18 protein-coding genes are annotated in these 23,957 nt (G+C 65.0%); 8 read left to right on the forward strand and 10 right to left on the reverse strand.

Going from position 1 to position 23,957, the window contains the following annotated elements:
* The first annotated feature begins 25 nt into the window (after positions 1 to 25).
* Positions 26 to 2,689, forward strand: coding sequence for an NAD(P)-dependent oxidoreductase (locus AB1384_05695; protein MEW6553761.1), 2,664 nt, complete (start codon positions 26 to 28; stop codon positions 2,687 to 2,689).
* A gap of 98 nt (positions 2,690 to 2,787) precedes the next feature.
* Here the strand turns inward: AB1384_05695 and msrA are convergent, their stop codons facing one another.
* Positions 2,788 to 3,315 carry a peptide-methionine (S)-S-oxide reductase MsrA gene (gene msrA, locus AB1384_05700; protein ID MEW6553762.1) on the reverse strand — a complete coding sequence of 176 codons (528 nt, stop codon included), beginning with the start codon at positions 3,313 to 3,315 and terminating at the stop codon, positions 2,788 to 2,790.
* Positions 3,299 to 3,670 (reverse strand): methionine-R-sulfoxide reductase, encoded by a 372-nt coding sequence (locus tag AB1384_05705; protein MEW6553763.1) that lies wholly within the window; start codon positions 3,668 to 3,670, stop codon positions 3,299 to 3,301. The genes msrA and AB1384_05705 overlap by 17 nt, the downstream gene beginning before the upstream one ends.
* Positions 3,671 to 4,043: 373 nt before the next feature.
* Between AB1384_05705 and AB1384_05710 the strand changes: the two genes are divergently transcribed.
* The 5 genes from AB1384_05710 to AB1384_05730 all read left to right on the forward strand — a co-directional run bounded on the left by AB1384_05710 (position 4,044) and on the right by AB1384_05730 (position 10,422).
* Entirely contained in the window at positions 4,044 to 5,597 is a 1,554-nt protein-coding gene (locus AB1384_05710; GenBank protein ID MEW6553764.1) for an NAD(P)/FAD-dependent oxidoreductase, read from the forward strand.
* Positions 5,594 to 6,889, forward strand: coding sequence for an FAD-dependent oxidoreductase (locus AB1384_05715; GenBank protein MEW6553765.1), 1,296 nt, complete (start codon positions 5,594 to 5,596; stop codon positions 6,887 to 6,889). Before AB1384_05710 ends, AB1384_05715 begins: the two co-directional genes overlap by 4 nt.
* Positions 6,886 to 7,266, forward strand: coding sequence for a DUF1667 domain-containing protein (locus AB1384_05720; GenBank protein MEW6553766.1), 381 nt, complete (start codon positions 6,886 to 6,888; stop codon positions 7,264 to 7,266). The genes AB1384_05715 and AB1384_05720 overlap by 4 nt, the downstream gene beginning before the upstream one ends.
* Positions 7,267 to 7,512: 246 nt before the next feature.
* The gene (mgtA, locus tag AB1384_05725; GenBank protein MEW6553767.1) at positions 7,513 to 10,041 is read left to right on the forward strand and encodes a magnesium-translocating P-type ATPase; all 2,529 of its coding nucleotides are present in this window, start codon (positions 7,513 to 7,515) and stop codon (positions 10,039 to 10,041) included.
* 168 nt (positions 10,042 to 10,209) lie between these two features.
* Positions 10,210 to 10,422 (forward strand): hypothetical protein, encoded by a 213-nt coding sequence (locus AB1384_05730; GenBank protein MEW6553768.1) that lies wholly within the window; start codon positions 10,210 to 10,212, stop codon positions 10,420 to 10,422.
* A gap of 57 nt (positions 10,423 to 10,479) precedes the next feature.
* Here AB1384_05730 and ligD (AB1384_05735) read toward each other — a convergent pair whose 3' ends face one another.
* Positions 10,480 to 11,460, reverse strand: a complete 981-nt coding sequence (gene ligD / locus AB1384_05735; protein ID MEW6553769.1) for a non-homologous end-joining DNA ligase — start codon at positions 11,458 to 11,460, stop codon at positions 10,480 to 10,482.
* Between the two features lie 341 nt (positions 11,461 to 11,801).
* On the opposite strand from ligD (AB1384_05735), the gene ligD (AB1384_05740) reads away from it, so the two are divergent.
* Positions 11,802 to 13,313, forward strand: coding sequence for a non-homologous end-joining DNA ligase (gene ligD / locus AB1384_05740; GenBank protein MEW6553770.1), 1,512 nt, complete (start codon positions 11,802 to 11,804; stop codon positions 13,311 to 13,313).
* Between the two features lie 32 nt (positions 13,314 to 13,345).
* Positions 13,346 to 14,191, forward strand: a complete 846-nt coding sequence (locus AB1384_05745; GenBank protein MEW6553771.1) for a Ku protein — start codon at positions 13,346 to 13,348, stop codon at positions 14,189 to 14,191.
* A gap of 6 nt (positions 14,192 to 14,197) precedes the next feature.
* On the opposite strand, the gene AB1384_05750 is transcribed toward AB1384_05745, so the two are convergent.
* The 7 genes from AB1384_05750 to AB1384_05780 form a co-directional block, all read right to left on the reverse strand.
* Positions 14,198 to 15,169, reverse strand: a complete 972-nt coding sequence (locus AB1384_05750) for an ATP-dependent 6-phosphofructokinase (GenBank protein ID MEW6553772.1) — start codon at positions 15,167 to 15,169, stop codon at positions 14,198 to 14,200.
* Between the two features lie 14 nt (positions 15,170 to 15,183).
* Entirely contained in the window at positions 15,184 to 16,254 is a 1,071-nt protein-coding gene (locus AB1384_05755) for a class I fructose-bisphosphate aldolase (GenBank protein ID MEW6553773.1), read from the reverse strand.
* A gap of 201 nt (positions 16,255 to 16,455) precedes the next feature.
* Positions 16,456 to 17,718: an aspartate aminotransferase family protein gene (locus AB1384_05760; GenBank protein ID MEW6553774.1), complete on the reverse strand. Its 1,263-nt coding sequence runs from the start codon at positions 17,716 to 17,718 to the stop codon at positions 16,456 to 16,458.
* Between the two features lie 11 nt (positions 17,719 to 17,729).
* The gene (locus tag AB1384_05765) at positions 17,730 to 18,707 is read right to left on the reverse strand and encodes a DUF6206 family protein (GenBank protein MEW6553775.1); all 978 of its coding nucleotides are present in this window, start codon (positions 18,705 to 18,707) and stop codon (positions 17,730 to 17,732) included.
* A gap of 123 nt (positions 18,708 to 18,830) precedes the next feature.
* The gene (locus AB1384_05770) at positions 18,831 to 19,313 is read right to left on the reverse strand and encodes an amphi-Trp domain-containing protein (GenBank protein MEW6553776.1); all 483 of its coding nucleotides are present in this window, start codon (positions 19,311 to 19,313) and stop codon (positions 18,831 to 18,833) included.
* A gap of 252 nt (positions 19,314 to 19,565) precedes the next feature.
* A complete protein-coding gene (locus tag AB1384_05775) occupies positions 19,566 to 19,997 on the reverse strand; it encodes an NTF2-like N-terminal transpeptidase domain-containing protein (GenBank protein MEW6553777.1) in 432 nt (143 codons plus the stop codon).
* A 150-nt stretch (positions 19,998 to 20,147) separates the two neighbouring features.
* On the reverse strand, positions 20,148 to 23,957 hold a 3,810-nt coding region (locus tag AB1384_05780; GenBank protein ID MEW6553778.1), incomplete at its 5' end, for an IPT/TIG domain-containing protein.

Here is a 23,957-nt window from a genome sequence, read left to right on the forward strand (position 1 = left end):
GGCGGCACCGACAGAGGGAGGGGTCATGGGCAAGTCGTTCCTGATGGCGCTGGATCTCGGCGGCGGTTCCGGCCGCTGCCTCCTGGTAGATACGGACTCGGGGGCCACCCGTTTCACCCGGCGGAACTGGTCGCATCCCGTGGCGCCCGACACCGCGGGCCTGGGCTTCGACCTGGACCTTTCCGGTATGTGGGAAAAACTGGGCGAGGCGTCCCGCCAGGCCATGCGTGAGGAGGGCGCGGCGCCGGGCGACGTCAAGGCCATCGCCGCCTGCAGCATGCGCAACACCACCGTGCTCCTGGACGCGGAGGAAAGGCCGCTCTTCGCCGTCCCCAACCAGGACGCGCGCGCTCTGGGCAACGCGCTCATGCTCGCGGGCGAGCGCGGCATGGAGGTCTACGAGATCGGGGGCCACTGGCCCAGCCCCCTTTTCACCGGCACGAGGCTGCTGTGGATGCAGGCCAACGCCCCGCAGCTGCTGGAGCGGGCGGCGAGGGTGGCCAGCCTCTCGGACTGGATGGGGCTGCGTCTAAGCGGCGCCCTCTACGCCGAGAGGTCGCAGGCGGGCGAGACACTCCTCTTCGACCAGCGCCGCCGCGACTGGGCATCGGGACTCATTGCGTCCCTGGGCATAGATGCCGGCCTCTTCCCCGCGACGGTCGACGCGGGGACGCGCATCGGCGACCTCACCCCGACGGCGGCCGCGCACCTGGGCCTGGCGCCGGGGACCCCGGTGGTGGCAGGCGGCGCCGATACCCAGTGCGGCATGCTGGGTATGGGTTGCGCGGGCGCGTCCCAGGCGGGTATCAGCGCCGGGACCAGCATACCGGTGCAGCAGGTCACCGGAGAGTACATGCTGGACGGCGAGGGGAGGCTATGGAGCGGCCAGCACGTGGTGCCCGGCCTCTACGTGGTGGAGAGCAACGGCATGATATCCGGCACCGTGCTGGAGTGGTTCTCGCGTATACTCCACCCGGACACAGCCGACCCCCTTGCAGCCCTCTTCGCAGACGCCGCCACCTCGGAGCCGGGTGCGTCCGGGGTCTATTCCACCCTGGGCGCGCGCCTCTTCGACGCGCGCACCACAAGCATCCTCCTGGGGAACCTCACCATGTCCCACATGGTCACCCCCGACACCTCCACCTTCCGCGCTCACCTCTCCCGAGCCCTGCTCGAGGGCATCGCCTACTCGGCGCGGGCCAACCTGGAGCAGGTGCTGGCGGTGACCGGCCTGGATCCCGCGATGGTAGCCGTTGGCGGGGGCATGGCCAGGAGCGCCCTGTGGACGGGCATGGTCTCGGACGTCCTGGGCAGGAAGGTGGAGGTGCCGTCCGACCCGGAGGTCTCGGCACTGGGCGCGGCCATCTGCGCCGGTGTGGGGGCCGGGCTCTTCGGCGACGTGGTCGAGGGCGCGCGCGCCCTCGCGCGCCCGGGCAGGGCCCACGAGCCGGGTGCCGACTCCGGGAAGTACCAGGGGCTCTACGCGGGATGGAGGGAAGCCATGGACCTGCGGGCTGAATGCGACGGACACATGGCCAACCTCCTGGCCATGGCCATGCTCGGCCGCGCTCCCGCCGCCGCCGAGGCGCCCGCGGCCTTCCGGCCGCGCATTGTAGTGACCGCATCCATGGACGAGGCGGCCCTGGACGAACTGCGCGAGATGGGAGAGGTCGACTACCGCCCCTGGCGGGAGAACCGCATGGTCTACGACGGCGGCGATGCCCTGGTGGAAGCCCTGCGGGAATGCGACGTCTTCATCACCGAGATGGACATCGTGGACTTCGCGGCCTTGCGAGGGCTGCCTGACCTGAAGATGATCATCTGCTGCCGCGTCAACGCGGTCAACGTCGACCTGGAAGCGGCCACCGCCTTCGGTATCCCCGTGGCTAACACGCCGGGCAGGAACGCGGACGCGGTGGCGGACCTGGTGGTGGCCTACATGGTCATGCTGGCGCGCAAGCTGCCCCAGGCCGCCGCCTTCCTCAAGGCGACCGAAATCGAGGAGGGGGACATGGCGAAGATGGGCGAGGCCTACCTCGCCTTCCAGGGAAAAGAGTTGTGGCGCAAGACCGTGGGCCTGGTGGGGCTGGGCAGCGTGGGAGCCAGGGTGGCCGCTAGGCTCAGGCCCTTCGGGGCGCGGGTCCTCTTCAGCGACCCCGCCGTTGGAGCCGGCGAGGGGGCACTTGCGGGAGCGGAGAAGGTCTCTTTCGGGGAACTGCTGGAGCGCAGCGACTTCGTGAGCATGCACGCCCCGGCCGTGGAGGCCACGGAGAAGATGATGGACCGCGCCGCCTTCGCGCGTATGAAGGAAGGGGCGTTCTTCATCAACACCGCGCGTGCCTCCCTCGTCGATGACGATGCGCTGGCCGAGGCGCTGGAGTCCGGCCGTCTTGCCGGGGCGGCCCTGGACGTCTTCACGGTGGAGCCGCCGGGATCGGACGACCGCCTGGCTGGGAGGGAAGACGTCATCGCTACCCTCCACATCGGCGGAAACACCGCTGAGATAGGCGCTCACCAGGGGGAGATCGCCGCGCGGCAGTTGCGCGAGATGCTCAAAGGCAAGGCGCCCGGGCATATACTCAACCCGGAGGCGCTGGAGGGTTTCAGCTGGATAGGGCCGCGCCGCGAGCCGTCCCCACAAGAGATGGAGCGCCTTGCCGCCAACCCGAAGCCGTCCATGACCTCTTGAGCGGCAAGGTTGACCGGGAGCCATGGGGCGAGAAAATAGCGGTAGGGACGGGCGTCATGTCTGGCCTGGACCCGCCGCAGTTCGGGTTGTAACCGTTTTCAGCCGGCCCGCTTTCTCAACTTGGCCAGTTTGGGGGATATGACCGCCCGGCAGTAGGGTTCGCTCGGGTTCTTGTCGAAATAGCGCTGGTGGCATTCCTCGGCGGGGTAGAACTTCTCCAGTTCCTTCACCTCGGTGACGATGGGCTTGTCGTAGCGGTGTGCTATTCCCGCGATGAAGTCCTCCACCTTCAGTTTCTGTGCGAAGGAATCGTAGAGGATAATGGACCGGTACTGGGTGCCGACGTCACCGCCCTGGCGGTTGAGGGAGGTGGGGTCGTGGATCTCGAAGAACACGCCCAGCAGCTCCTCCAGGGACAGCACCTCGGGATCGAACTCGACCTGGACCACCTCGGCATGGCCGGTGTCCTCGTAGCAGACCTGGCGGTAGGTGGGGTCCGGGGTCGCGCCTCCGGCGTAGCCCGGTGTCGCCCGAAGCACTCCCACCACGGTAGAGAGGAGCGCTTCGGTGCACCAGAAACATCCCCCTCCGAGGACGATTGTTTCGTGGCTACTCTGCAATATCATACGGGATGAACCTCATGGATATGGAGTTGACACAATGGCGGGTGTTCTTTGGGGTCAGCCCCTCGCCCTCGAAGACGTGCCCCAGGTGGCCGCCGCAGGCGGCGCAGACGATCTCGGTCCTGCGGCCGTCGACGTCAGGCTGCCGCCGGACCGCCCCCGGGACCTCGTCGTCGAAGCTGGGCCAGCCGCACCCTGAATGGAACTTGTCCTCGGAACGGTAGAGCACGGCACCGCACCTCTTGCATACGTATGTCCCCGGCTCGAAGAGGTCGGTATATTCGCCGGTGAAGGGCATCTCGGTTCCCTTGTGGACGATGACCCTCTCCTCCTCGACGGTAAGCTTCTTCTCTTCCATGTATATAATATATATCTCCCCGGGGACAAAACACATGACGGCGGTCACGCCCCCTCCGCGACCCCAAAAGAGGACGCGTTGCTTCTCTCATTCCGCGGACATTGCTGTAGAATGGGCTTGATGGTGTTTTTAGTCCCGTCCGGCAGCCTGCACCGTGACAGCGGCGCCCGGAGGACGGCGCGGCGGTGTCCGGTGCCTGGCCGGTTCCGGGAGGCCAGGCCTTGCACCTGTCCAGAATTTTTTCGCGGCGGTGTCCAGCGCCTGGACAACACCGTGATTGTGGAGTAATCGATAGAGCTGCCGGGCAGTCTTGTCCGCGCCTGGCACGTAAACGTCCGCAAGAGAGCGAAGACCTGGAAGAGGTGCGGAATACGTGAACGCCGTAAAGCTGCCTTCCCGCGCCGGACTGGTGGTGGTCGGGGGCGGGGTCATCGGGTGCTCCATCGCCAGGGAGGCTTCCCGCTACACCCCCGATATCGTCGTCCTGGAGAAGGAGAGCGACGTCTCCTGCGGCACCAGCAAGGCCAACAACGCCGAGGTGCATTCGGGTATCGGCGAGGACGCCGGCACCCTCAAGCAGAAGCTCAACGTGCGTGGCAACCAGCTCTACGACGGGTTCGTGCAGGGGCTGGGGGTGGAGCTGAAGCGCCAGGGCCTGCTCATCGTCGTCACCCAGCGCACCGTGCCGGCGGGCGGCACCAGCGGCCTGGGCGAGGACGAACGCATGGATATCCTCACCCGCAAGATACCCGAGGGCATCATCGCCTATGGCGAGAACGCGGGCATCAAGGGGTTGCGCGCCCTCACCCGCGAAGAGGTCTTCAGAACCGAGCCCAACGTCACCCGCGAGGCGGTGGCCGGGGTCTTCGACCCCACCTATGGGCTGATCAGCCCCTACAAGCTGACCATCGCCCTGGCCGAGCACGCCGTCATCAACGGGGCCAGGGTCTTCACGGACACCGAGGTCACCGGCTTCAGGGTGGAGGACGGAGAGGTCAAGGCGGTGATCACCGGCCGCGGCGAGATCGCGACCTCCCTGGTGGTCAACGCGGCGGGCGTCTTCGCCGACGACGTCGCGGACATGGCCGGGGCGGGGGGCTTCGTCATCCACCCCCGCAAGGGGGCCAGCCTGCTCTTCGACCGCCAGGTTACCGCCGAATACGTCCATTCCAGCGTGGCCGAGTTCCGTATGCCTGGCACCAGGACCACCCAGAGCAAGGGCGGCGGCGCCATGCCCACCGCCGAGGGCAACCTGCAGCTGGGTCCCACCGCCATCGAGACCGGTGACAAGTACGACACCTCCATCTCCGCCGAGGAGATAGAGGAGATCTTCGAGAGGTTCCACTACCTGCTCCCCGATTTTCCCCGCGACGCCCTCATCTCCGCCTTCAGCGGCGTACGCGCCCCCACTGAGGAAGAGGACTTCGTCATCGGAGCCAGCGAAGCTGTGCGCGGATTCGTCAACGTGGCCGGCATCCAGTCTCCCGGGCTGGCCTCCGCCCCCGCCATCGCCGAGATGGTCCTGGGCATCCTGCAGGACCTGGGGCTGCCCCGGGACGCGCGAGGGGATTTCAACCCCGTGCGGCCGGCGCCGCCCAAGTTCAGCGAGCTCTCCCACGCCGAGCGCAACCGCCTCATCCGCGAGGACCCGCGCTGGGGGCACGTCATCTGCCGCTGCGAGACGGTGACCGAGAAGGAGGTGGTCAACGCCATCCACGGCATCGTCCCCGCCACCAATATGGACGCGGTGAAGCGGCGTACCCGCACCGGCATGGGACGCTGCCAGGGCGGGTTCTGCCACGACCGCGTGGCCGCCATCCTTGCGCGCGAGCTGGGCATACCCATCACCGCGGTGACCAAGGACGGGGAAGGTTCCCCCATCTTCCTGGGCTTTGCCAAGGACTTCCTCGGGGGTGAGGCGGTGTGAGCGGGGCGAGGAAGCCGCAGTGCGTGGTGGTGGGCGCCGGCCCGGCGGGGCTGGGGGCGGCGCTGGCCGCGCGCGAGGCTGGCCTGCGCGACGTCATGCTCGTGGAAAGGGACTTCGAGCTGGGCGGCATCCTGCCCCAGTGCATCCACGACGGCTTCGGCTCCATGGTCTTCGGCCAGGTGCTCACCGGCCCCCAGTACGCCCAGCGCTACATCGACCGCGTGGAGAAGGCGGGCGTCGAGGTCAAGCTGAACACCATGGTGTTGGAGATGGCGCCCGACCGCCGCATGACCCTGGTCAACTCCCGCGAGGGCATCTACGATATCGAGCCCGCGTCCATCGTCCTGGCCATGGGCTGCCGCGAGCGCACCCGCCATCAGGTGATGATCCCCGGCTACCGGCCGGCGGGGGTCATCTGCGCCGGCGCCGCCCAGAGGGACATCAACATCGACGGGTTGATGCCGGGCAGGCGGGTGGTCATCCTCGGCTCGGGGGACATTGGCCTGATCATGGCCCGCCGCTTCACCCTGGAGGGCGCGGAGGTGGAGGGGGTCTACGAACTCATGGACCACCCCGGTGGGCTAACCCGCAACGTGGTGCAGTGCCTGCACGACTACGATATCCCCCTGCACCTCTCCCATACCGTGGCCTTCATCCACGGCCGCAAGCGGGTGGAGGCGGTGACGGTCGCCGCCGTGGACGGAAACCTCAAGCCGATTAAGGAGAGCGAGCGCCTGGTGCCCTGCGACGCGCTGGTGCTCTCCGTGGGGCTCATCCCAGAGAACGAGCTCTCCAAGCAGGCGGGGGTGGAGCTGGACCCGGTGACCAGCGGCCCCGTGGTGGACGAGCGCATGGAGACCTCGGTGGAGGGCATCTTCGCCTGCGGCAACGTGGTCAGTGTCTTCGACCTGGTGGACTGGGTCACCCGCACCGCCGAGACGGCGGGGAGGGCGGCGGCGGAGTACGTGCTGGAGGGGCGCAAACGCGGGGCGGTCGTCCGCGTCAACCCAGGCAGGAACGTGAAGTTCGTGGTGCCGCAAGTGGTGGGCAGCCTGGACCGCGGAGCGGACTTCTATTTCCGGGTGGAGCACCCGGAGCGGGCGGTGAGGGCAATGGTCCTTGCCGGGGGTGGCGAGGTCTATTCCCGCAAGGCGAAGATGGTGCGGCCCCCCGAGATGGTGCACGCGGGCATCGACGCGGTGGCGGGGAGCGGGAAGGTCCTCGACGTGACCGTCGAGGTGGTCGAGGAAGAGGGCGGCGCGAGTAAAAAGAAGAAGCGCGGGCGGAGATGAAGAACAAGCACGAACTCGTATGCATAAACTGCCCCTTGAGCTGCGGCATCGAACTCACCGAGGAGGACGGCGAGATCCTGGAGATCAGCGGCGCCGACTGCAAGGTGGGCCTGAAATACGCCGAGGAGGAGTTCAGGGACCCCCGGCGCACGGTCAGCACCACGGTGAAGGTGGAGGGCGGAGTGCTGCCGCTGCTCCCGGTTGTGAGCGCCTCCCCCATCCCCAAGTCCCTGGTCACCGAAGCGGTCAGGGTGCTGGCCAAGGTGGCGCTGAAGGCCCCGGTCGCGGACGGGCAGGTGGTCTACCGGGACATCCTGGGCACCGGGGTGGACATCGTCTCCTCACGCCGCCTGGAAGCGGAAACCACCGCCGGATAATCGGCTCACCTGAGAGCATGCACTTTCATGTTCCCGCATCGTATTGCGCGACGAGGGGTCTGCTTTAGATCTACTGCCGTTTCCCTACTCAGCAGACGTATATACCAGTGTGGCATTCCCCGGTGGCATTCCCCGGTTGGAAAGCTCGGCTGTGGCAATAATATCAGTGCGCGACTGTAGACCGTTTTGTAAACATCGCCGGAAGCGTCGCCAGGAGACTTTTCTACATTGGTCGGGATGTGCCGAATGGAAAACGACCTTGATGCGTTCTGGAGCCGCCCCGCGGAGCGTATGCTCGAAGTCCTGCGTGCGAGCAAATCCGGCCTTTCCGCGGCGGAGGTGGAGGCGAGGAAGAAAACGTACGGCCTGAATACGCTGAAGACCAAGAAAAATACCAGTGCGTTGGGGCTCTTGCTCGGACAGTTCAAGAGCCCCATCGTGATCATCCTCATCTTCGCCGCCATCCTCTCGGCTTTCCTGGGCGATCTTACCGATGCCATCATCATCCTGACCATCATCGTCTTCAGTGCGCTGCTCGGGTTCTGGCAGGAAAGGGGAGCGGTGGGGGCGGTTGAAAAACTGCTCGCCATGGTCAGGACCGCCGTGATGGTGAGACGCGGGGGCGAAGAGATAGAGGTAGACCTGGAGGACGTAGTCCCGGGAGATATCCTGATATTGAACGCTGGAGACATCATCCCCGCCGACTGCCTGATCCTGAGTTCCGATTATCTCTACGTCGATGAATCGGAGTTGACCGGCGAGAGCTTCCCGGTGGAGAAGAAGGTGGGGGTGCTGGCGGCGGACGCGGCGCTTGGTGAGCGCACCAATGCTCTTTTCATGGGGACCCATGTGGTCAGCGGGGAGGCCGAGGCGCTGGTCGTGTACACGGGCAGAGACACGGAATTCGGTAAGATATCCAAACGCCTCGAGACCAGGGCTGAGGAGACGGAGTTCGAGCGAGGCGTGAGGCGATTCGGTTATCTGCTCATCGAGGTGACCCTGAGCCTTGTCGTCGCCATCTTCGTTATCAACGTCGTCCTGCACCGGCCAGTCCTGGACTCGCTGCTCTTCTCTCTGGCCCTGGCAGTGGGCCTCACACCCCAGCTTTTGCCCGCTATAATAAGCGTCAACCTCTCCAAGGGATCCCGCAGCATGGCCGCCAAGAAGGTCATCGTGAAGAAACTGAACTCCATCGAGAACTTCGGCAGCATGAACATCCTCTGCTCCGACAAGACAGGCACCCTGACCGCGGGCCGGACCGAGCTGTATTCAGCCACGGGTATCGAGGGCAATGCCAGTGAAAAGACCATGCGCTACGCTTACCTCAACGCTTCCTTCGAGGGCGGATTCACCAACCCCCTGGACGATGTTATCCGTGCTCGGGGCGGCCTTGACATCTCCGGATACTCGAAAGCGGGAGAGGTGCCCTATGACTTCATCCGCAAGCGCCTCAGTGTGGCCGTCACCGTCGAAGACGAGAGCATGATAATAACCAAGGGCGCCCTGGAAAAGGTGCTGGACGTATGTTCGCAGGCGGAACTGACAGAGGGGGAGAGTGTGCCCATTTCCGAAGTCCGCGAACGCATCGAGGAGGATTTCGTTGCCCTGAGCAAGGAAGGCTTGCGTGTCCTGGGGGTATCTTACCGCGTGCTGGAAGGCGTGACGGGGATCGGCAAGGACGACGAGAGAGAGATGACCTTTTTGGGCTTTCTGTCCTTCCTCGACCCGCCGAAGCCCGACATCGCTGGGGCGATCGCACGCCTGGAAAGGCTCGGCGTATCCCTGAAGCTCATCACCGGGGACAATGCGCTGGTAGCGGCCAGTGTGGCCAGGCAAGTGGGGTTTCAAGACCCACGCATGATCATGGGGTCAGACCTCCGCGACATGAGCGATGAGGCCCTGCAGGCGCGGGCACCCGGCACGGACGTTTTCGCCGAGGTTGAACCCAACCAGAAGGAGAGGGTCATCCTGGCGCTCAAAAAGTCCGGCAATGTGGTGGGCTACATGGGCGACGGCATCAACGATGCGCCGGCACTGCACGCTTCGGATGTGGGTATATCGGTGGACAGTGCCGTGGACGTGGCCAAGGAAGCGGCGGATATCGTGCTGCTGGAGAAGGACCTGGGGGTGCTGGCGGACGGGGTGCAGGAGGGCAGGACCACTTTCGCCAACACCTTGAAATACGTCTTCATGGCCACCAGCGCCAACTTTGGGAACATGTTCAGCATGGCAGGTGCGTCCCTCTTCCTGTCTTACCTTCCGCTGCTCCCCGGGCAGGTACTTCTGACCAACCTGATGACCGATTTCCCGGAGATGAATATCGCCACGGACCGTGTCGATAGCGAGCTGGTTGAAAGACCGCGCCGCTGGGACATACGTTTTATCCGCAGGTTCATGCTGGTCTTCGGAGGGCTCAGCTCGGTCTTCGACTATCTGACCTTCGGGGCGCTGCTACTCATCCTGCACGCCTCCACCAACCAGTTCCGCACCGGCTGGTTCGTGGAGTCGGTGGTCTCTGCGTCCATCATCGTCCTGGTGGTCAGGACCAGGAGGCCGTTCTACCGCAGCATGCCGGGGAAGGCGCTTCTCGTTGCGACCATCATGGTGGTACTAGCCACCATGGCATTGCCCTTCACCCCCCTGGCCGGGGTGCTCGGCTTTGAGAAGCTGCCGTTGTATTTCTACCTTTATATCGTCGGGATCGTGCTGCTCTACGTCATCTCCGCCGAGGTGATGAAGAAAGCGTTCTACGGCTGGATAGATCGCTCGGGATGAGTGGGGGGAACCATTAAGTGACCGCACTCATCAACTGAGGTCGGAACCACTACACGGCAATGCCTTGTTTGGACCACACGCGATTCATGCTTTCGACCCTACACCTGATCGCCTGCATGCGATAAGGTCGGCGTTAGAGATGGTCGGCCGCGAGGAGGGGTGTTTGCGATGAAGACTTTTATAGACTGCGACTACTGCGGAAGCGCCGGGTCGGTGGAGTTCAACATGTGCCAGGTCTGCCTGAAGGATCATGCGGGGGCCGCAGACCGCCATGGTGGGAAGCTGCGGGTAACGGCGCTGGCGGCGGAGGTCGACAGGATCATCGCTGACAGGGCCCCGGTGAGACCGCCCGCATTCACCCGCGGCAGCCGTCCGCACTGACCCGCGGCCCCTTGTGTCCCGTATAGATCGCAGCTTATGTAAGCACGGTGCCCCGGCTCAACGCCGGCGTTTCGGCTCGGCAGGGACCTCTCTCGTGACCTCTCCGGGATCCACGTCGCCGCGCAGTCCGAGGAAACGCGGGTGGCGCAGCCTGCCGTCTGGCGTCCACTCCGCGAACCCGATTTGGGCCACGAGCGCCGGCTTCACCCAGTGCACTCCCTTCTCGTCCAGGCTGTCCCCGAAGGGAGATGTCTTGCGCTCCATCCCGGAGAGACGGCGGTGCAGGTCCGAGAGCGCGGACTCGCTGAAACCGGTGCCGACTTTCCCTGCGTAGCGCAGCTTCCCCGCCTCACGGTACCCGAGCAGCAACGCGCCGAAACCGGTCCTTCCTCCCCGGGGCTCCGTGTAGCCCCCGATGACGAACTCCTGGCCCCTGACGCACTTGAACTTGAGCCAGTCCCGCGAACGTCCCGAAACGTACAACCCGGCCGCCCTTTTGGCCATGAGCCCTTCCCTCCCCTCCCCGCAAGCATCGCGCAGGTATGCCTCGTCAACATCGGGGATGTGCGAGAGGTAGCGGACGGCGTCCGAGAAGTCCACCGCTTTTTCGAGCAGCCATTTCCTCCCCAGGAGTGGAAGCCCGGTCACGTCGTAGCCGCCGAAGTACAGTACGTCGAAAACATAGTAGTATATGTCGGCGGGTGCGCGGAGGGGGGAAGCAGCGGGGCGGGAGCGGCCCTGCAGCAGCGAAAAGCTGCTGCGGCCCCCTTCGCATGCCACCACCTCGCCGTCGAGGATAATGCCATCCGCGGGCTGTTCACGCAGCGCTTCCGCGACCCCCGGGAAGCGGGCGTTCAGGATGTTGCGGTTCCTTGAATAGAGCTCGACCTCGCCGCCCCGTTTGAAGGCGAGGCAGCGTATGCCGTCCAGCTTGGGCTCGTAGATCCAGCCGGCGTCGAAGAAATGCTCGCCCGAGAGGGTCGCGAGCATGGGCTCGATCCAGCGCGGCTGGGGTGCCCTGACCAGCCTGCCGCGCATCCCGTCCGGTATGTCCGGCAAGCGCACACGTTCTCCCATATAGAGATCCCACATCATCCGGCGGACAGCCCTGGTTTACGCCGGAGCGGCCCGCTGCTGTTCCGGCATGGCTCTCCTCATCATTCCCATCCGCCGCCCCTCCCTAACAGGTCAGCGTGGGGTCAGCCCCTGACAGGTGACATTTTCAGCAAAGAAAGACCTTGATAGATTACGCCGTTAAGAAAATGTCACATGTCAGGGGCTGGCCCCACGCTCTCTACATGTCAGGGGCTGATCCCACAAGCGTTAGGTTGCCCGGCGCGGAGGGAAGATTAAGAACAGGACGATGCGAGGAGGAGGCCATGGAGAAGCGGGACCTGGAGTCGTACCGCGAGAAGCGGGATTTCAGCAAGACCCCCGAACCGGCCGGGGAGCCGGCCGGTAAGGGAGGCGGGTCGCTCTTCGTCATCCAGAAGCACGCCGCCCGGCGTCTCCACTACGACCTGCGGCTGGAATCGGACGGGGTCCTCAAGTCGTGGGCGGTGCCCAAGGGCCCCTCCATGGACCCCAGGGACAAGCGCCTCGCCGTCCCCACGGAGGACCACCCCATATCCTATGCGGACTTCGAGGGGGTGATCCCCCAGGGGGAGTACGGCGCCGGCACGGTGGAGGTCTGGGACCGCGGCGTCTTCGTAAACCTCAAGCCCACCGGAGACAGCAACTCGATCGCCGCCAACATCGACAAAGGCCTCGTCGAGGTCTGGCTGGAGGGCGAGAAGATCAAGGGAGGTTTTGCCCTCGTGCGCACGCGCGGGGGCAAGGCCGAGAACTGGCTGCTGGTGAAGATGAAAGACGGCGAAGCCAGCCCGCACAGCAACCCCGTCACCGACCTGCCCGACTCCGCGCTGACCGGCCGCACCATGCAGGAGATAGCGTCGGGCAAGGGTTACCTCTCCGAGGATCCCCCCAACGTCAAGGTGAGCATCAACGGCAGAAGACTGGCGCTGACCAACTTGAGCAAGGTCCTCTACCCCGAGGCCGGCTTCAGCAAGGCGGACGTATTGAATTACTACCTTGGGGTCTCGCCATACATGCTGCCGCACGTCTCCAGGCGCCTGATCACCATGAAGCGCTACCCTGACGGGGTCGCGGGGGATTTCTTCTACGAGAAGAGCTGCCCCGGGTACCGGCCGGACTGGCTCTCCGTCACCGAGGCGGGCGGGACTAAAAAAGTGGCCTACTGCACCGTCGAGGACGAGGCCGGGCTGCTGTGGATCGCCAACCTGGCGGCGCTGGAGCTGCACACCACGCTCAGCAGCTCGGACGACGTGTCGCGCCCGACCATGGTCGTCTTCGACCTCGACCCCGGGGAGGGGATGGACATCCTGGACTGCGCCGAGGCTGGAGCCAGGCTGCGGGAGCTGCTGGCCGCCCTGGGCCTGCAGTGCTACGCCAAGACCTCGGGGTCGAAGGGGCTGCACGTCTACATACCCCTCAACACCCCCGCCTCCTTCCGGGAGACCAAGGACTTCGCGCACGCCGTGGCGCTGATGATGCAGGAGCGCTACCCGGACGGGATCGTCTCCAACATGCGCAAGGCGCTGCGCAAAGGTAAGGTCCTCGTCGACTGGAGCCAGAACGACGGGCACAAGACGACGGTCTGCGCATATTCCCTCCGTGCCCTTCCCAGGCCGGCGGTGTCCACGCCGGTCGCCTGGGATGAACTGGATGCGGCGGTCCGCGGCAGGGACGCGGCCATGCTGTACTTCGAGGCCGGGGACGTCCTGCGGCGCGTGCGCGAGGGAGGGGACATCTTCCGGCCGGTCGTGGAAACGGAACAGGAGCTGCCCGCGGTGGCACGCATGCAGAACTAGCGGGAGCATGGAGATGAAAGGGCGGATGAAAGATGCCTAGAGCCTTATGGAACGGATACGTCAGCTTCGGCCTGGTCAACATACCGGTCTCCCTGGTGACGGCGGTGCGTGACCAGGACATCCACTTCCACCTGCTGCACGAGGCGGACGGGGCCAGGCTCCACCAGAAGCTGGTCTGCCCGTTCGACGCGCAGGAGGTCAGCCGCAAGCAGGCCGCCAGGGGCTACGAGGTCGCGGACGGCGAATACGTCATCGTCGCGGACGAGGAGCTGCAGGCCCTCGAGCCCAGGAAGACCAGGATGATAGAGATGACGGACTTCGTCGACCTGGATCAGATCGACCCCATCTACTACGAGAGGCCGTACTACGTGGTGCCGCGGGAGGGAGGGGGCAAGGCCTACGCGCTGCTGCTGCGGGCCATGGTGGAGAAGAACCGCATCGGCGTCGGCAAGTTCGTCTTCCACGAGCGCGAGCAGCTGGTGGCGCTGCGCCCCCTTGGCGGCCTGCTGTGCATGGAGATCATGCGTTTCGCGGACGAGATCGTGGACCGCAAGGAACTCGAGGAGACGGTGGCGGAGGAGGGCGCAGCAGACGCCAGGCAACTGGCGCTGGCCGCGGAGCTGATCGACGCCCTGGAGGGCGATTTCGAGCCGCAGAAGTACAAGGACGAGTTCAGGGAAGCCGTACGTGAACTCATCACCCGGAAAGCCGCGGGCGAGAAAGTCGTGGCGCCGCCCTCCGAATTCGAGGAAGGCAAGGTAGTCGATCTCATGGCCGCCCTGGAGCGCAGCCTCAAGCAGGTGAGGGGAAAGGGCGAAAAAGGGAAGGCCCCGGCGAAGAAGCAAGCCCGCAAGGCCAAGCCCAAGGCAGCCGGCTAGCCCCGTTTATTTCGAGAGCATCATGGCCAGCCGCCACAGGGACATGTTCAGCTCCTTTCGCCTGGAGGTGACCTCCTGCAGCGGCACGTAGTCTACGTCGGAGTTCTTCCACCCCACCAGCACCCCCTGCTTCCCCTCCACCAGGGCCCGGACGGCCGCCGACCCCAGGCGCGTGGCCAGGTAGCGGTCGAAGACGGTGGGGGAACCACCCCGCTGCACGTGGCCGAGGATGGTCACCCTGAGCTCGAAGTCGAACTCGTCCAGGTGCTCCTCGATGTAGGCGGCGATCTTCTCCACGCCGTTCTTCGCGCCGTCGGTGACCACCGCCATGGCGAACCTCTTGCCCTGCTCGTGGGCCAGGCTCAGCTCCCGGGCCACTTCCGCGGGCTCCAGCTCGAACTCCGGCGTGACGATGACCTCGGCTCCGCTGGCGATGCCCGACATCAGGGCCAGGTACCCGTACTGCCTGCCCATGACCTCGACCAGAAAAGCGCGGTGGTGGGAATCGGCGGTGGTGCTGATGCGGTCGAGGGAATCGACGATGGTGTTGAGGGCGGTATCGACGCCGATGCATATGTCCGAGCCGTAGAGGTCGTTGTCCACGGTGGAGGCCACGCCCACCACCGGGAACCCGTGCCCGTGGATGGCCAGGGAACCCCGCTGGGAGCCGTTGCCGCCGATGACGATGAGCCCCTCCACCTCCCCCTCGACGAGGTTGTGGACAGCCCGGCGCTGTACCCCCTCGTCCAGGAAGGCCTCGAACCGAGAAGTCCCCAGGATTGTCCCCCCGCGGTTCATGTTCTCCCTCAACTCGTGGGGGTCGAGGCCCGTGAGATCGCCGCCCGCCAGCCCCTCGTATCCCCCGCGCACCCCGACTATCTCCACCCTCATGTCCCTGCCCATCTGGTAGATGGCGTTGAGCGCGGTGTTCATGCCGGGCGCGTCGCCCCCGCTGGTCACCACGGCTATGCGTCTCATGCGCGCCCCCCGTTTCAGGCCACGGTTATCTCCTGGCACAGGTAGACGTCCTGGATGGCGCGGAAGATCTCGATACCCTCGGCCATGGGCCGCTGGAAGGTCTTTCTGCCGCTGATCAGGCCCATGCCCCCGGCCCGCTTGTTGATCACCGCCGTGCGCACCGCTTCCCGCAGGTCGTCCCCGCCCGAGCCTCCGCCGGAGTTGATGAGGCCCACCCTGCCCATGTAATTGTTGACCACCTGGTAGCGGGCGAGGTCGATGGGGTGGTCGGAGCAGAGCTCGCCGTACATCCTCTCGTCGTATTTTCCGTAGGAGGTGCCGGACTCGTTCAGCACCGCGTAACCCCCGTTCTTGTCCGGGAGCTTCTGTTTGATGATGTCGGCCTCTATGCTGGCGCCGATGTAGTCGGCCTGCCCGGTGAGGTCGGCTGACGTGCTGAAATCCCTGCCCGCCTTGGTAAAGGCCTCGTTGCGCAGGTAGCACCAGAGGATGGTCCCCATGCCCAGCTCGTGCGCCTGCCGGAAGGCCTCGCTCACCTCCACGATCTGTCGCCTGCTCTCCTCCGAGCCAAAGTAGACCGTCGCCCCGACGGCCACGGCGCCCAGGTCGAAGCCCTGCTTCACGCCGGCGAAGAAGACCTGGTCGTAGCGGTTTGGAAAACTTAGCAGTTCGTTGTGGTTCAGCTTGAGGATGAAGGGTATCCTGTGGGCGTAGCGGCGGGCCACGCTTCCCAGCACCCCCAGGGTGGTGGCCACCCCGTTGCACCCCGCCTCGATGGCCAGCCGCACGATGTTCTCGGGGTCGAAGTAGATGGGGTTGGGCGCGAAGGAAGCGCCCGCGGAGTGCTCGATGCCCTGGTCCACGGGGAGGATGGAGAGGTATCCCGTCCCGGCCAGCCTGCCGTGGCCGAAGAGCGCACCAAGGTTCCTCAGCACCGGGACCGGGCGGTCGGAGGGGAGGAAGATCCGCTCGATCCAGTCCGGGCCAGGAAGGTGGAGGCCGTCCTTGCTTATCCGGGGCGAATCGAAGGCGAGGAGTTGTTCCGCCTCCCCTCCCAGAATCCTCTCGATGTCCTGGAGTCCCATGGCCATGACCTCCCGTGTCCCTGGCGATACCACCTGGCCCGACAGCACTTTCATGCCCTGCCCTCAAGCATAACTAAAAGCAGGTGAGATGGCTACGTGAACGTGCGTGGCTCTGATATCAACTGGGGAACACTGTTCATGGAACTCATCGCGGGACTGGGACTGCTCATCGCGGGCATGTTCAAGTTCTGAGCGGCCTCATCAGGCAGTGGCGCCCTCCAGGGCCGCGCCCACCTCGCCCAGCATGGCGTCAAGGGCCTCCAGCACCTGGCGCGCCTGCTCCTCCTGGATGATCAGCGGCGGCAGGACCTGGCTCACCGAGGAGTCGTTGTTGGCGTAGATGGTGAGGATGCCGTGGCGGAAGCCGGCCAGGGTCATGAGGGGGCCGCAGTATTCTCCAGCCATCTTAAGCCCCATCATCAGGCCCCGCTGCCGCGCCTCGACCAGGACGGAGGGGTGTTTGCCCGCGAGTTCGCGGAAGCCCGCCGCGAACACGCCGGCCATCTCCCGCACGTGTTCCAGGAAACCCTCCTCCTCCAGGATGTCCAGCACTTCCAGGGCGGCATAGCACCCCACCTCCGAGCCTCCGAAGGTGGAGACGTGGATGAAGGGATTTTCATCGAAGAAGTCGTTGAGGCGGTCGTCGTAGATGGTGGCGGTGATGGGGTAGATGCCGCCCGAGAGCCCCTTGGCGGTGACCAGGACGTCGGGGACGACCCCGTAGGTGTCGATGCCCCACACCTCGCCGCACCTCCCCAATCCGGTCTGCACCTCGTCGATGATCATCAGCGCGCCGGTGCGGTCGCACAGTTCGCGCACCCCGGCGTAGAAGTCCTCCGGCGGCACGGCGATGCCCAGGGTGGCGGGGATCGTCTCGAAGATGACCGCAGCGGTGTCCCCGCCCACGGACTCCTCCAGGGCCTCCAGGTCGCCGAAGGGCACCTGGGAGAAACCCGGCGGCAGGGGCCCGAAGGGTGCGCTGTACTTGGGGTCTCCGGTGGCCATGGCCAGCCCGGTGTGGCCGTGATATCCCCCGATGGCGGAGATGATCCCCGGCCGCCCGCTGTGGCCGCGGGCGAGCTTGATGGCGGTGTCGATGGCCTCGCCGCCGCCCACGCCGAAGACGACGCGGTTGAGGTCCCCGGGGCAGATGGCGGCCAGACGCTCCGCCAGGCGGGCGCGGTGTTCGCTGACCAGGTGGTGGTTGCCTATGTCCAGCTCCTCCAGGGCGCGCTTGAGGGCGGCGACCACGCGTGGGTTGCGGTGCCCCAGGTTGAAGACGCCGCCGTTGCTGTGGCAGTTGATGAGGCGGGTGCCGTCCAGGTCCCACACGTACACGCCTTCCCGCCGGCCGAAGACGAAGTCGATGCCCACCTGCTCGAAGAACTTCGCCTTGCCGCTTGAGACGTGGCGGGCGAAACGCTCCACCACCTCGTCCTTGGGGTCCCGTCCGATGAGGCTCATACCATCCCCCCTCACTTCCTCTTGATCTTCCCCGGCAGGATGTAGGGGTATTCCCGCCGCAGCAGCCTGGTATGGATGAAGCGGTCCAATTTGCGCAGCGCCAGATAGAGGGCCCATATGATGCGGTCCTCGCGGTAGTAGGAATCAACGTCCTTGCGGGAGATGGGCTCTATCCCCAGTTGCGCGGCCTCTTCCGAGAAGAAGGCGTTGGCCTCGTCGATGAGGGCCGGGATGAGCTCCGCCCTCTGCTCCTTGTAGAAATTGGCGATGAGGTCGATGGTCACCAGGCGGAAGTCATAGTAACGCGTCATCACGTCCTCCAGGAAGAAGAGGCGGATGAGCCAGACCAGGAAGGAGGGGGCGCTGCGCAGGAACAGCTCCGGGTCCAGCTGCTCGCGGCCGTCCACGCGGAAGAGGGGCGTGCTGGTGTCCATGTAGAGGAAGCGGGTCTCCGGGCCGACATGGGGTGAAGCCTCGTCATAGCCGTCGATGGACCAGTTGGATATCTGGCCGTCGATGGCCACCTCCAGGCCCCCGGCCTCGCGGTTGAAGTCCCACACCTTCCTCATCTCCCGCAGAACCATGCGCACCAGCGCCGGCACCTCGAGGTCCGGAAGGCTGTGGATGGCGCGGTTGCCGATGGAGGCGGCGGGGAGCTGTTTCTGGATGATGTAGAAGACGGGGCGTCCGCCCGCGGTGACGAACTCAGCGTGGCCGTAGGTCGGCAGGTCCAGCCCTACCTCTGCGGTGAGGATGCGGTTATACTCTCGGTAGCTCTCCAGGTAAGGGGCTATCTCGCCCCTGTCCTTGAAGATGGGCAGCCGCTTGAAGGCATAGCCCTCCATGCCCTCCGCCCGTATTTCGAAGACGGTGCTTATCTCGCCGTAACCGAGCACCTTCGCGGGGGTGCGGCTGCGCTCGGGATGCCTGGGGTCCAGCCCCCGCTCGAACTCCTCGAGCAGCTCTACGTCGATTTGCAGCTCGTCCATCATCCGTCATCGCCTCCCGCTGCTTATCCGAAAACCCTCGTATTTGCGAGGCTCGCCATCGGCCTCAAGCCTTCGGGTTCGCACATGCACATATCCCACCGCCGTGAGGACCGGCCAGGGGGACTATTCCTCTCCCTCGCCGCTCTCTTCGCCGGCCTTCGCCTGCTTTCCTTTTCCCGCGACCCGGCCGGCGGTCAGGCCGGCAAGGAAGGTGAGGATGGCCAGGACCGCAAAGGGAAGAGCCTTGGCCAGGGGGCACTCCTTGCCGGCCTCCTCCTCGCCTTTTCTCTCTTCCACCACCGCGCCCTTGTCCTCTTCTTCATCCTCGTCTTCCCCGGTCTCCGCCTCTTCTTCCTCGCTCTCCTCCTCGTCTTCCTCGTAATCCGGGGACTTCCAGCTCAGCTCGATCTCCAGCTCCTGCTTGCCCTTCTTCTCCTCCAGTTCCACTTCCAGCTCGACGTCCTGCAGCGGCTTGAAGGACAGGGGTCCCTCGTCGCCGATGATGGTGAACCCGCCTTGCCTGAGCTCGTCCACCAGCTCCTGCAGGTAATCCGCCACCTTTTCCAGCGGCATGGTCTCCTCGTAGGTGACCTTTTTCTTGCCCATCTCCGCGACCTCCTCTTTCGCCTGGTTCCGGCTGTTTCCATGTTAAGGTTCCCAAGACGGGAACGCCATAAACCGCTGGCGCGGCAGGCAAGACCTGGGCGCAGGAGAGGTATCGGCGCTGCTTATGGCGTCGAGCGGGAGGTCTCCGCGGCAGGAAAAGACGGCACAGTCGATCTCCGTCCCGGTCCATAAGGCGCCGTTAGCGTGCCATGCAGTATCGCCGTTTTATTCCCGGCCTTTGGGGAGATGCCGCTACTGCTGGATGCCGAGCTCCTCCAGCAATGCCTCGAGGGACTTCTCTATCTCTGTCTGGGTATCCGCAAGGGACACCTTCCAGCCCCCGCCCTCCTTGAACAGGACCATATCGAACTCCATGGGTTTATCCAGGCCGGTAAGGGTAAACGAGGTCATCACCCTTGCCTCATCCCCGGCGACTGAAGCGTCGCCCATGGTGTAACCCTCTATGCCCTCGGAGCCGCCCTCGACCAGCTCCTCCTTGCTGATCCCCTCTTTGCTGGCCTCGGTGACGACGGCCCAGGCGGCGTCCCCGTCCTCGTCCAGCATCGCCTGCACGAACTTGTCGGCCACCTGCTCCGGGGTGTCCGCGCCCCCGCACCCCAGGCCGCCGAGGCACGAGGTCGCCAGCGCCAGGAGAAGGAACGCGATGGCTGCTCTCTTCATCATCCCACCTCTTTCCGGAGCCGTGTCGTCACCCATCTGTTCTCCGCCAGGCAGGTAAAAGCCTTCAATTGCGGAGCCCCACAGTTTGGAGGTGGAGCCCCGCTCCCCTCGCGTATTTCAGCACCGCCACCAAACTTGACGACGTTGCACGCCCTAGTTCACGGTGAAGGTGACACCCCCCGAGGTGCCTCCCGACGTGGTCACCTTGATCAGCTTGGCGCCCGCGCCGATGGATGGCACCCTGACCTTGATCTGGGTGCTTGACCAGGAGGCGTAGCTGGTCGCCTTTACGCTCCCGAACTTCACGTATGAGGTGCCCCGGGTAGCTCCGAATCCGGTACCGGTGATGGTCACTACCGTACCCACCGGTCCTGAGGTGGGGGTAATCCTGGTGATGCGCGGGACCACCTTGAAGGCGGTCCCGTTGGACTTGCCCCCGGCCGTGGTCACCGTGAGGTTGACCGCGCCTGCAGCCTCCGCGGGCACCTTGACCTTGATCTGGGTGCTTGACCAGGAGGTGTAGCTGGTCGCCTTGACGCTCCCGAAGGAGACGTACGAGGTCCCCTGCGTCGCCCCGAATCCCGTCCCGGTCACGGTCACCACCGTGCCGGATACTCCGGATGCCGGAGTCATCGCGCTTATGTAGGGCTTCACCTTGAAGGCGACCCCGTCGGATTGCCCCCCGCCCGTGGTAACCGTCAGGTTCACCGCTCCGGAGGCTCCCGCCGGCACCAGGCATTTTATCTGGTTGTCCGTCCAGGCGGTAAGATCGTGGGCTATCACGTTCCCGAATGAGACATACGAGCTTTCATTCGGTTCCCCGAAGTTGGCCCCGTCGATAGTCACCTCCGTGCCGGTCTGGCCCACAGTGGGGGAGACGGAATAGATGGCCGGCGTGGGTATGAGGGCGAAGACCACCGCGACATCGTGGCCGTATGTGACATTGGCGATCGCGTAGGGATTGGATACGGCCTGCAGGGCGCCGTTGTCCCAGATGGAGGCGATGCGGTAGCCGGGGTCGGGGTAGATGGTCACGGACGCAGCTTCGCCGTAGTAGACCTTCTGGGTAGGAGGCGCGGCCGCGCCGTGGCCGCCCAGCACCGAGGCGGTGACGGTGAAGTCCTGCGGGAGCATATAGACTTCGATGAAATGGTCTGCATCGACGCCCGCGATCACGTAGGGGCTGGCCGCGCCCATGACCACGCCGTTGTCGACTATGCTGACGATGCGGTACCCGGGCTCCGGGTTGATGCCGATGCTCGCGGTGGCCCCATAGTCCACTGTCTGGACCTCCGGGAAGACAGTGCCCACGATGGGATCGCAATCGGCGTCGATGGTGAAGGTGTCGATGGCGAAGACCACGTACACGTTATGGTCTTCCAACACCTGGTCGATGACGTAGGGGTTGGCCACGGTATGCATGGCGCCGTTGTCCCAGATGGAGGCGATATGGTAACCGGGGTCGGGGTAGATACTGATGGTGGCGCCGTTTTTGTAGACAACCGTCTGGGCCGCCGGGGCCACCGTGCCGTGCCCTCCCGGAACGGAGGCTCTCACCGTGCAGTCGTTCTTCTCGAAGGAGACCATCACGACGTGTTCTTCGCGCACGCTCTCGATGGTATAGGTGCAGCTGTGGTAGGGGTCGGCAACGGGAGGCTGGACCACGCCGTTGTCTTCTATGCGCACTATATGGTATCCGGGATCGGGGTTGATAACGATGTAGGCGGGATCCGGGCATTCCACTTCCTGGGTCGCCGGGTCGACCTCGCCGCTGCCGGAGAATACGTTGGCGTACACGTTGAAACGATCCTCGCCGAAAGTCACTTTCACTTCGTGGTCCTCGGCGATGCTCATGACCCCGTAGTTCATGAAATATTGGTTGGTTATGGCCTGTGGGACGCCGTTATCGGTTATCGCGCTTATCTTGTAGCCGGTGTCCGGCCAGATCAGGATGCTGGCGTTGTCCCCGAATTCGGCTGCCTGGACCGCCGGCAGGATGATGCCGTGACCCCACTCGATGGAGGCGGTCACGGTGTAGGTGTTGAGGGCGAAAGTCACCACTACTGTGTGATCGGCGGCGACGCCGCTGATGACATAGGGATTGGCGATGGGTGGGTAGGCGCCGTTGTCTTCTATGGAGGCGATGTGGTACCCGGGGTCGGGGGTGATGTTGATGGCGGCGTTTTCCCCGTGATTCACCTTCTGGGTGTCGGGGTTCACCGTGCCGCCCCCACCGGATACCGCGGCATCCACGGTATAGTTGTCCAGGGCGAAGACCACGTACACGTCATGGTCCTCGACGACGTTGTTGATGACGTAGGGATTGGCCACGGCCTGTGGGGCTCCGTTGTCCCAGATGGAGGCGACTTGATAATGGGGGTCGGGGTAGATATAGACGGTGGCGGTGCCGCTATATTCCGTGGATTGGCTCACCGGGACCACCGTGCCGTGTCCGCCCAGCGCAAAGGCGTTCACGGCGAGGGTGTCGAGCGCAAAAGTCACGATTACGGTGTGGTCCGAAGCGACTCCCGTGATCACATAGGGATTGGCGATGGGCGGATAGGAGCCGTTGTCTTCTATGGAGGCGATGTGATACCCGGGGTCCGGGGTGATGTCGATAAAGGCGTTTTCCCCGTGGTTCACCGTCTGGGTGGCAGGGTTCACCGCACCGCCCCCGCCGGATACCACGGCATCCACGCTATAGGTATCCGGGGCGAAGACCACCTCGACGTCATGGTCATTGAGGACGCCGGTGATGACATAGGGGTTGGCGTTGGACTGCAGGGCACCGTTATCCCAGATGGCGGCGACGTGATAGTGGGGGTCGGGGTAGATGTAGACGGAGGCGCTGCCCAGGCGGAACACGGTCTGGGTTGCGGGGGCCACGACGCCGTGACCTCCCGCCACGGACGCATTCACGTCGTAGGAGTGGGTTACAGTGAGGGCGCCCGCGCGGGTGCCGCTCTGCCCGTCGGGGTTCTGCACCTGGACGTCCCATACTCCCACGGCGGCGCCACTGAGGTCGAAGTCGCAGGTTATCTGTCCCCCGGAGACCACGACCACGTTGCCGGCGACGATGTCCGGCTGCCCGCTCTTCTGCAGGCGCACATCGGGCGCTCCCCCGACGTCGCTGAACCAGGTCCCGGAGAGGTCGTTTATGGTCACCACGCCGCCGTCGGAGCATATATTGGGGGATACGACGGTGACGGTGGGAGCGGGGTTGGATACCCTCTGGGCGTAGATGTCGTACTTGCTCCCGGAGCGTTCGTCCCGCCAGGTGACGATGGCCCCCCCGGAGCTGTCCGGAGCTACCTGGGCGTATGAGGCGTCGTTTGCCGCGGCGGTGCGCAGGCCCACCCCGTCCGCATCCCACAGCGGATTTCCCTCGTGGTCCACCCTCTGGGAGTAGATGTCGTACTTGCTGCCGGAGCGGTAGTCCTGCCAAGTGACGATGGCCCCACCGGAGCCGTCCGAGGTTATCTGGGGGGATGCGGCACCGTTTGCCGCAGCGGTGCGCAGGCCCACCCCGTCCGCGGCCCACTGTGGGGTGCCGGACGCGTCCACCCGCCGGGCGTAGATGTCCCATTTCCCGGAGCGGTAATCCTGCCAGGTGATGATAGCCCCACCGGAGCCGTCCGAGGTTATCTGGGGGTAATCAGTGCTGCCTGCTGCTGCGGTGCGCAGGCCCACCCCGTCCGCGGCCCACTGTGGGGTGCCGGACGCGTCCACCCGCCGGGCGTAGATGTCCCATTTCCCGGAGCGGTAATCCTGCCAGGTGATGATAGCCCCACCGGAGCCGTCCGAGGTTATATGGGGGGATGCGGCGTTAATTGACGAAGCGGTGCGGATGCCCACCCCGTCCGCGGTCCACTGTGGGGTGCCGGACGCGTTTACCCGCTGGGCATAGATGTCCCATTTCCCGGAGCGGTAATCCTGCCAGGTGATGATAGCCCCCCCGGAGCC

Source organism: Actinomycetota bacterium (genome assembly GCA_040757835.1).
Classification (GTDB): Bacteria; Actinomycetota; Geothermincolia; order Geothermincolales; family RBG-13-55-18; genus SURF-21.

What these genes read in the sequence shown, in the direction of transcription:
- AB1384_05695 (MEW6553761.1), top strand. Translation starts at nt 26, where the DNA reads ATGGGCAAGTCGTTCCTGATGGCGCTGGATCTCGGCGGCGGTTCCGGC.
- msrA (MEW6553762.1), bottom strand. Translation starts at nt 3,315, where the DNA reads ATGATATTGCAGAGTAGCCACGAAACAATCGTCCTCGGAGGGGGATGT.
- AB1384_05705 (MEW6553763.1), bottom strand. Translation starts at nt 3,670, where the DNA reads ATGGAAGAGAAGAAGCTTACCGTCGAGGAGGAGAGGGTCATCGTCCAC.
- AB1384_05720 (MEW6553766.1), top strand. Translation starts at nt 6,886, where the DNA reads ATGAAGAACAAGCACGAACTCGTATGCATAAACTGCCCCTTGAGCTGC.
- mgtA (MEW6553767.1), top strand. Translation starts at nt 7,513, where the DNA reads ATGGAAAACGACCTTGATGCGTTCTGGAGCCGCCCCGCGGAGCGTATG.
- AB1384_05730 (MEW6553768.1), top strand. Translation starts at nt 10,210, where the DNA reads ATGAAGACTTTTATAGACTGCGACTACTGCGGAAGCGCCGGGTCGGTG.
- ligD (MEW6553769.1), bottom strand. Translation starts at nt 11,460, where the DNA reads ATGCGCGGCAGGCTGGTCAGGGCACCCCAGCCGCGCTGGATCGAGCCC.
- ligD (MEW6553770.1), top strand. Translation starts at nt 11,802, where the DNA reads ATGGAGAAGCGGGACCTGGAGTCGTACCGCGAGAAGCGGGATTTCAGC.
- AB1384_05745 (MEW6553771.1), top strand. Translation starts at nt 13,346, where the DNA reads ATGCCTAGAGCCTTATGGAACGGATACGTCAGCTTCGGCCTGGTCAAC.
- AB1384_05750 (MEW6553772.1), bottom strand. Translation starts at nt 15,169, where the DNA reads ATGAGACGCATAGCCGTGGTGACCAGCGGGGGCGACGCGCCCGGCATG.
- AB1384_05755 (MEW6553773.1), bottom strand. Translation starts at nt 16,254, where the DNA reads ATGGGACTCCAGGACATCGAGAGGATTCTGGGAGGGGAGGCGGAACAA.
- AB1384_05760 (MEW6553774.1), bottom strand. Translation starts at nt 17,718, where the DNA reads ATGAGCCTCATCGGACGGGACCCCAAGGACGAGGTGGTGGAGCGTTTC.
- AB1384_05765 (MEW6553775.1), bottom strand. Translation starts at nt 18,707, where the DNA reads ATGGACGAGCTGCAAATCGACGTAGAGCTGCTCGAGGAGTTCGAGCGG.
- AB1384_05770 (MEW6553776.1), bottom strand. Translation starts at nt 19,313, where the DNA reads ATGGGCAAGAAAAAGGTCACCTACGAGGAGACCATGCCGCTGGAAAAG.
- AB1384_05775 (MEW6553777.1), bottom strand. Translation starts at nt 19,997, where the DNA reads ATGATGAAGAGAGCAGCCATCGCGTTCCTTCTCCTGGCGCTGGCGACC.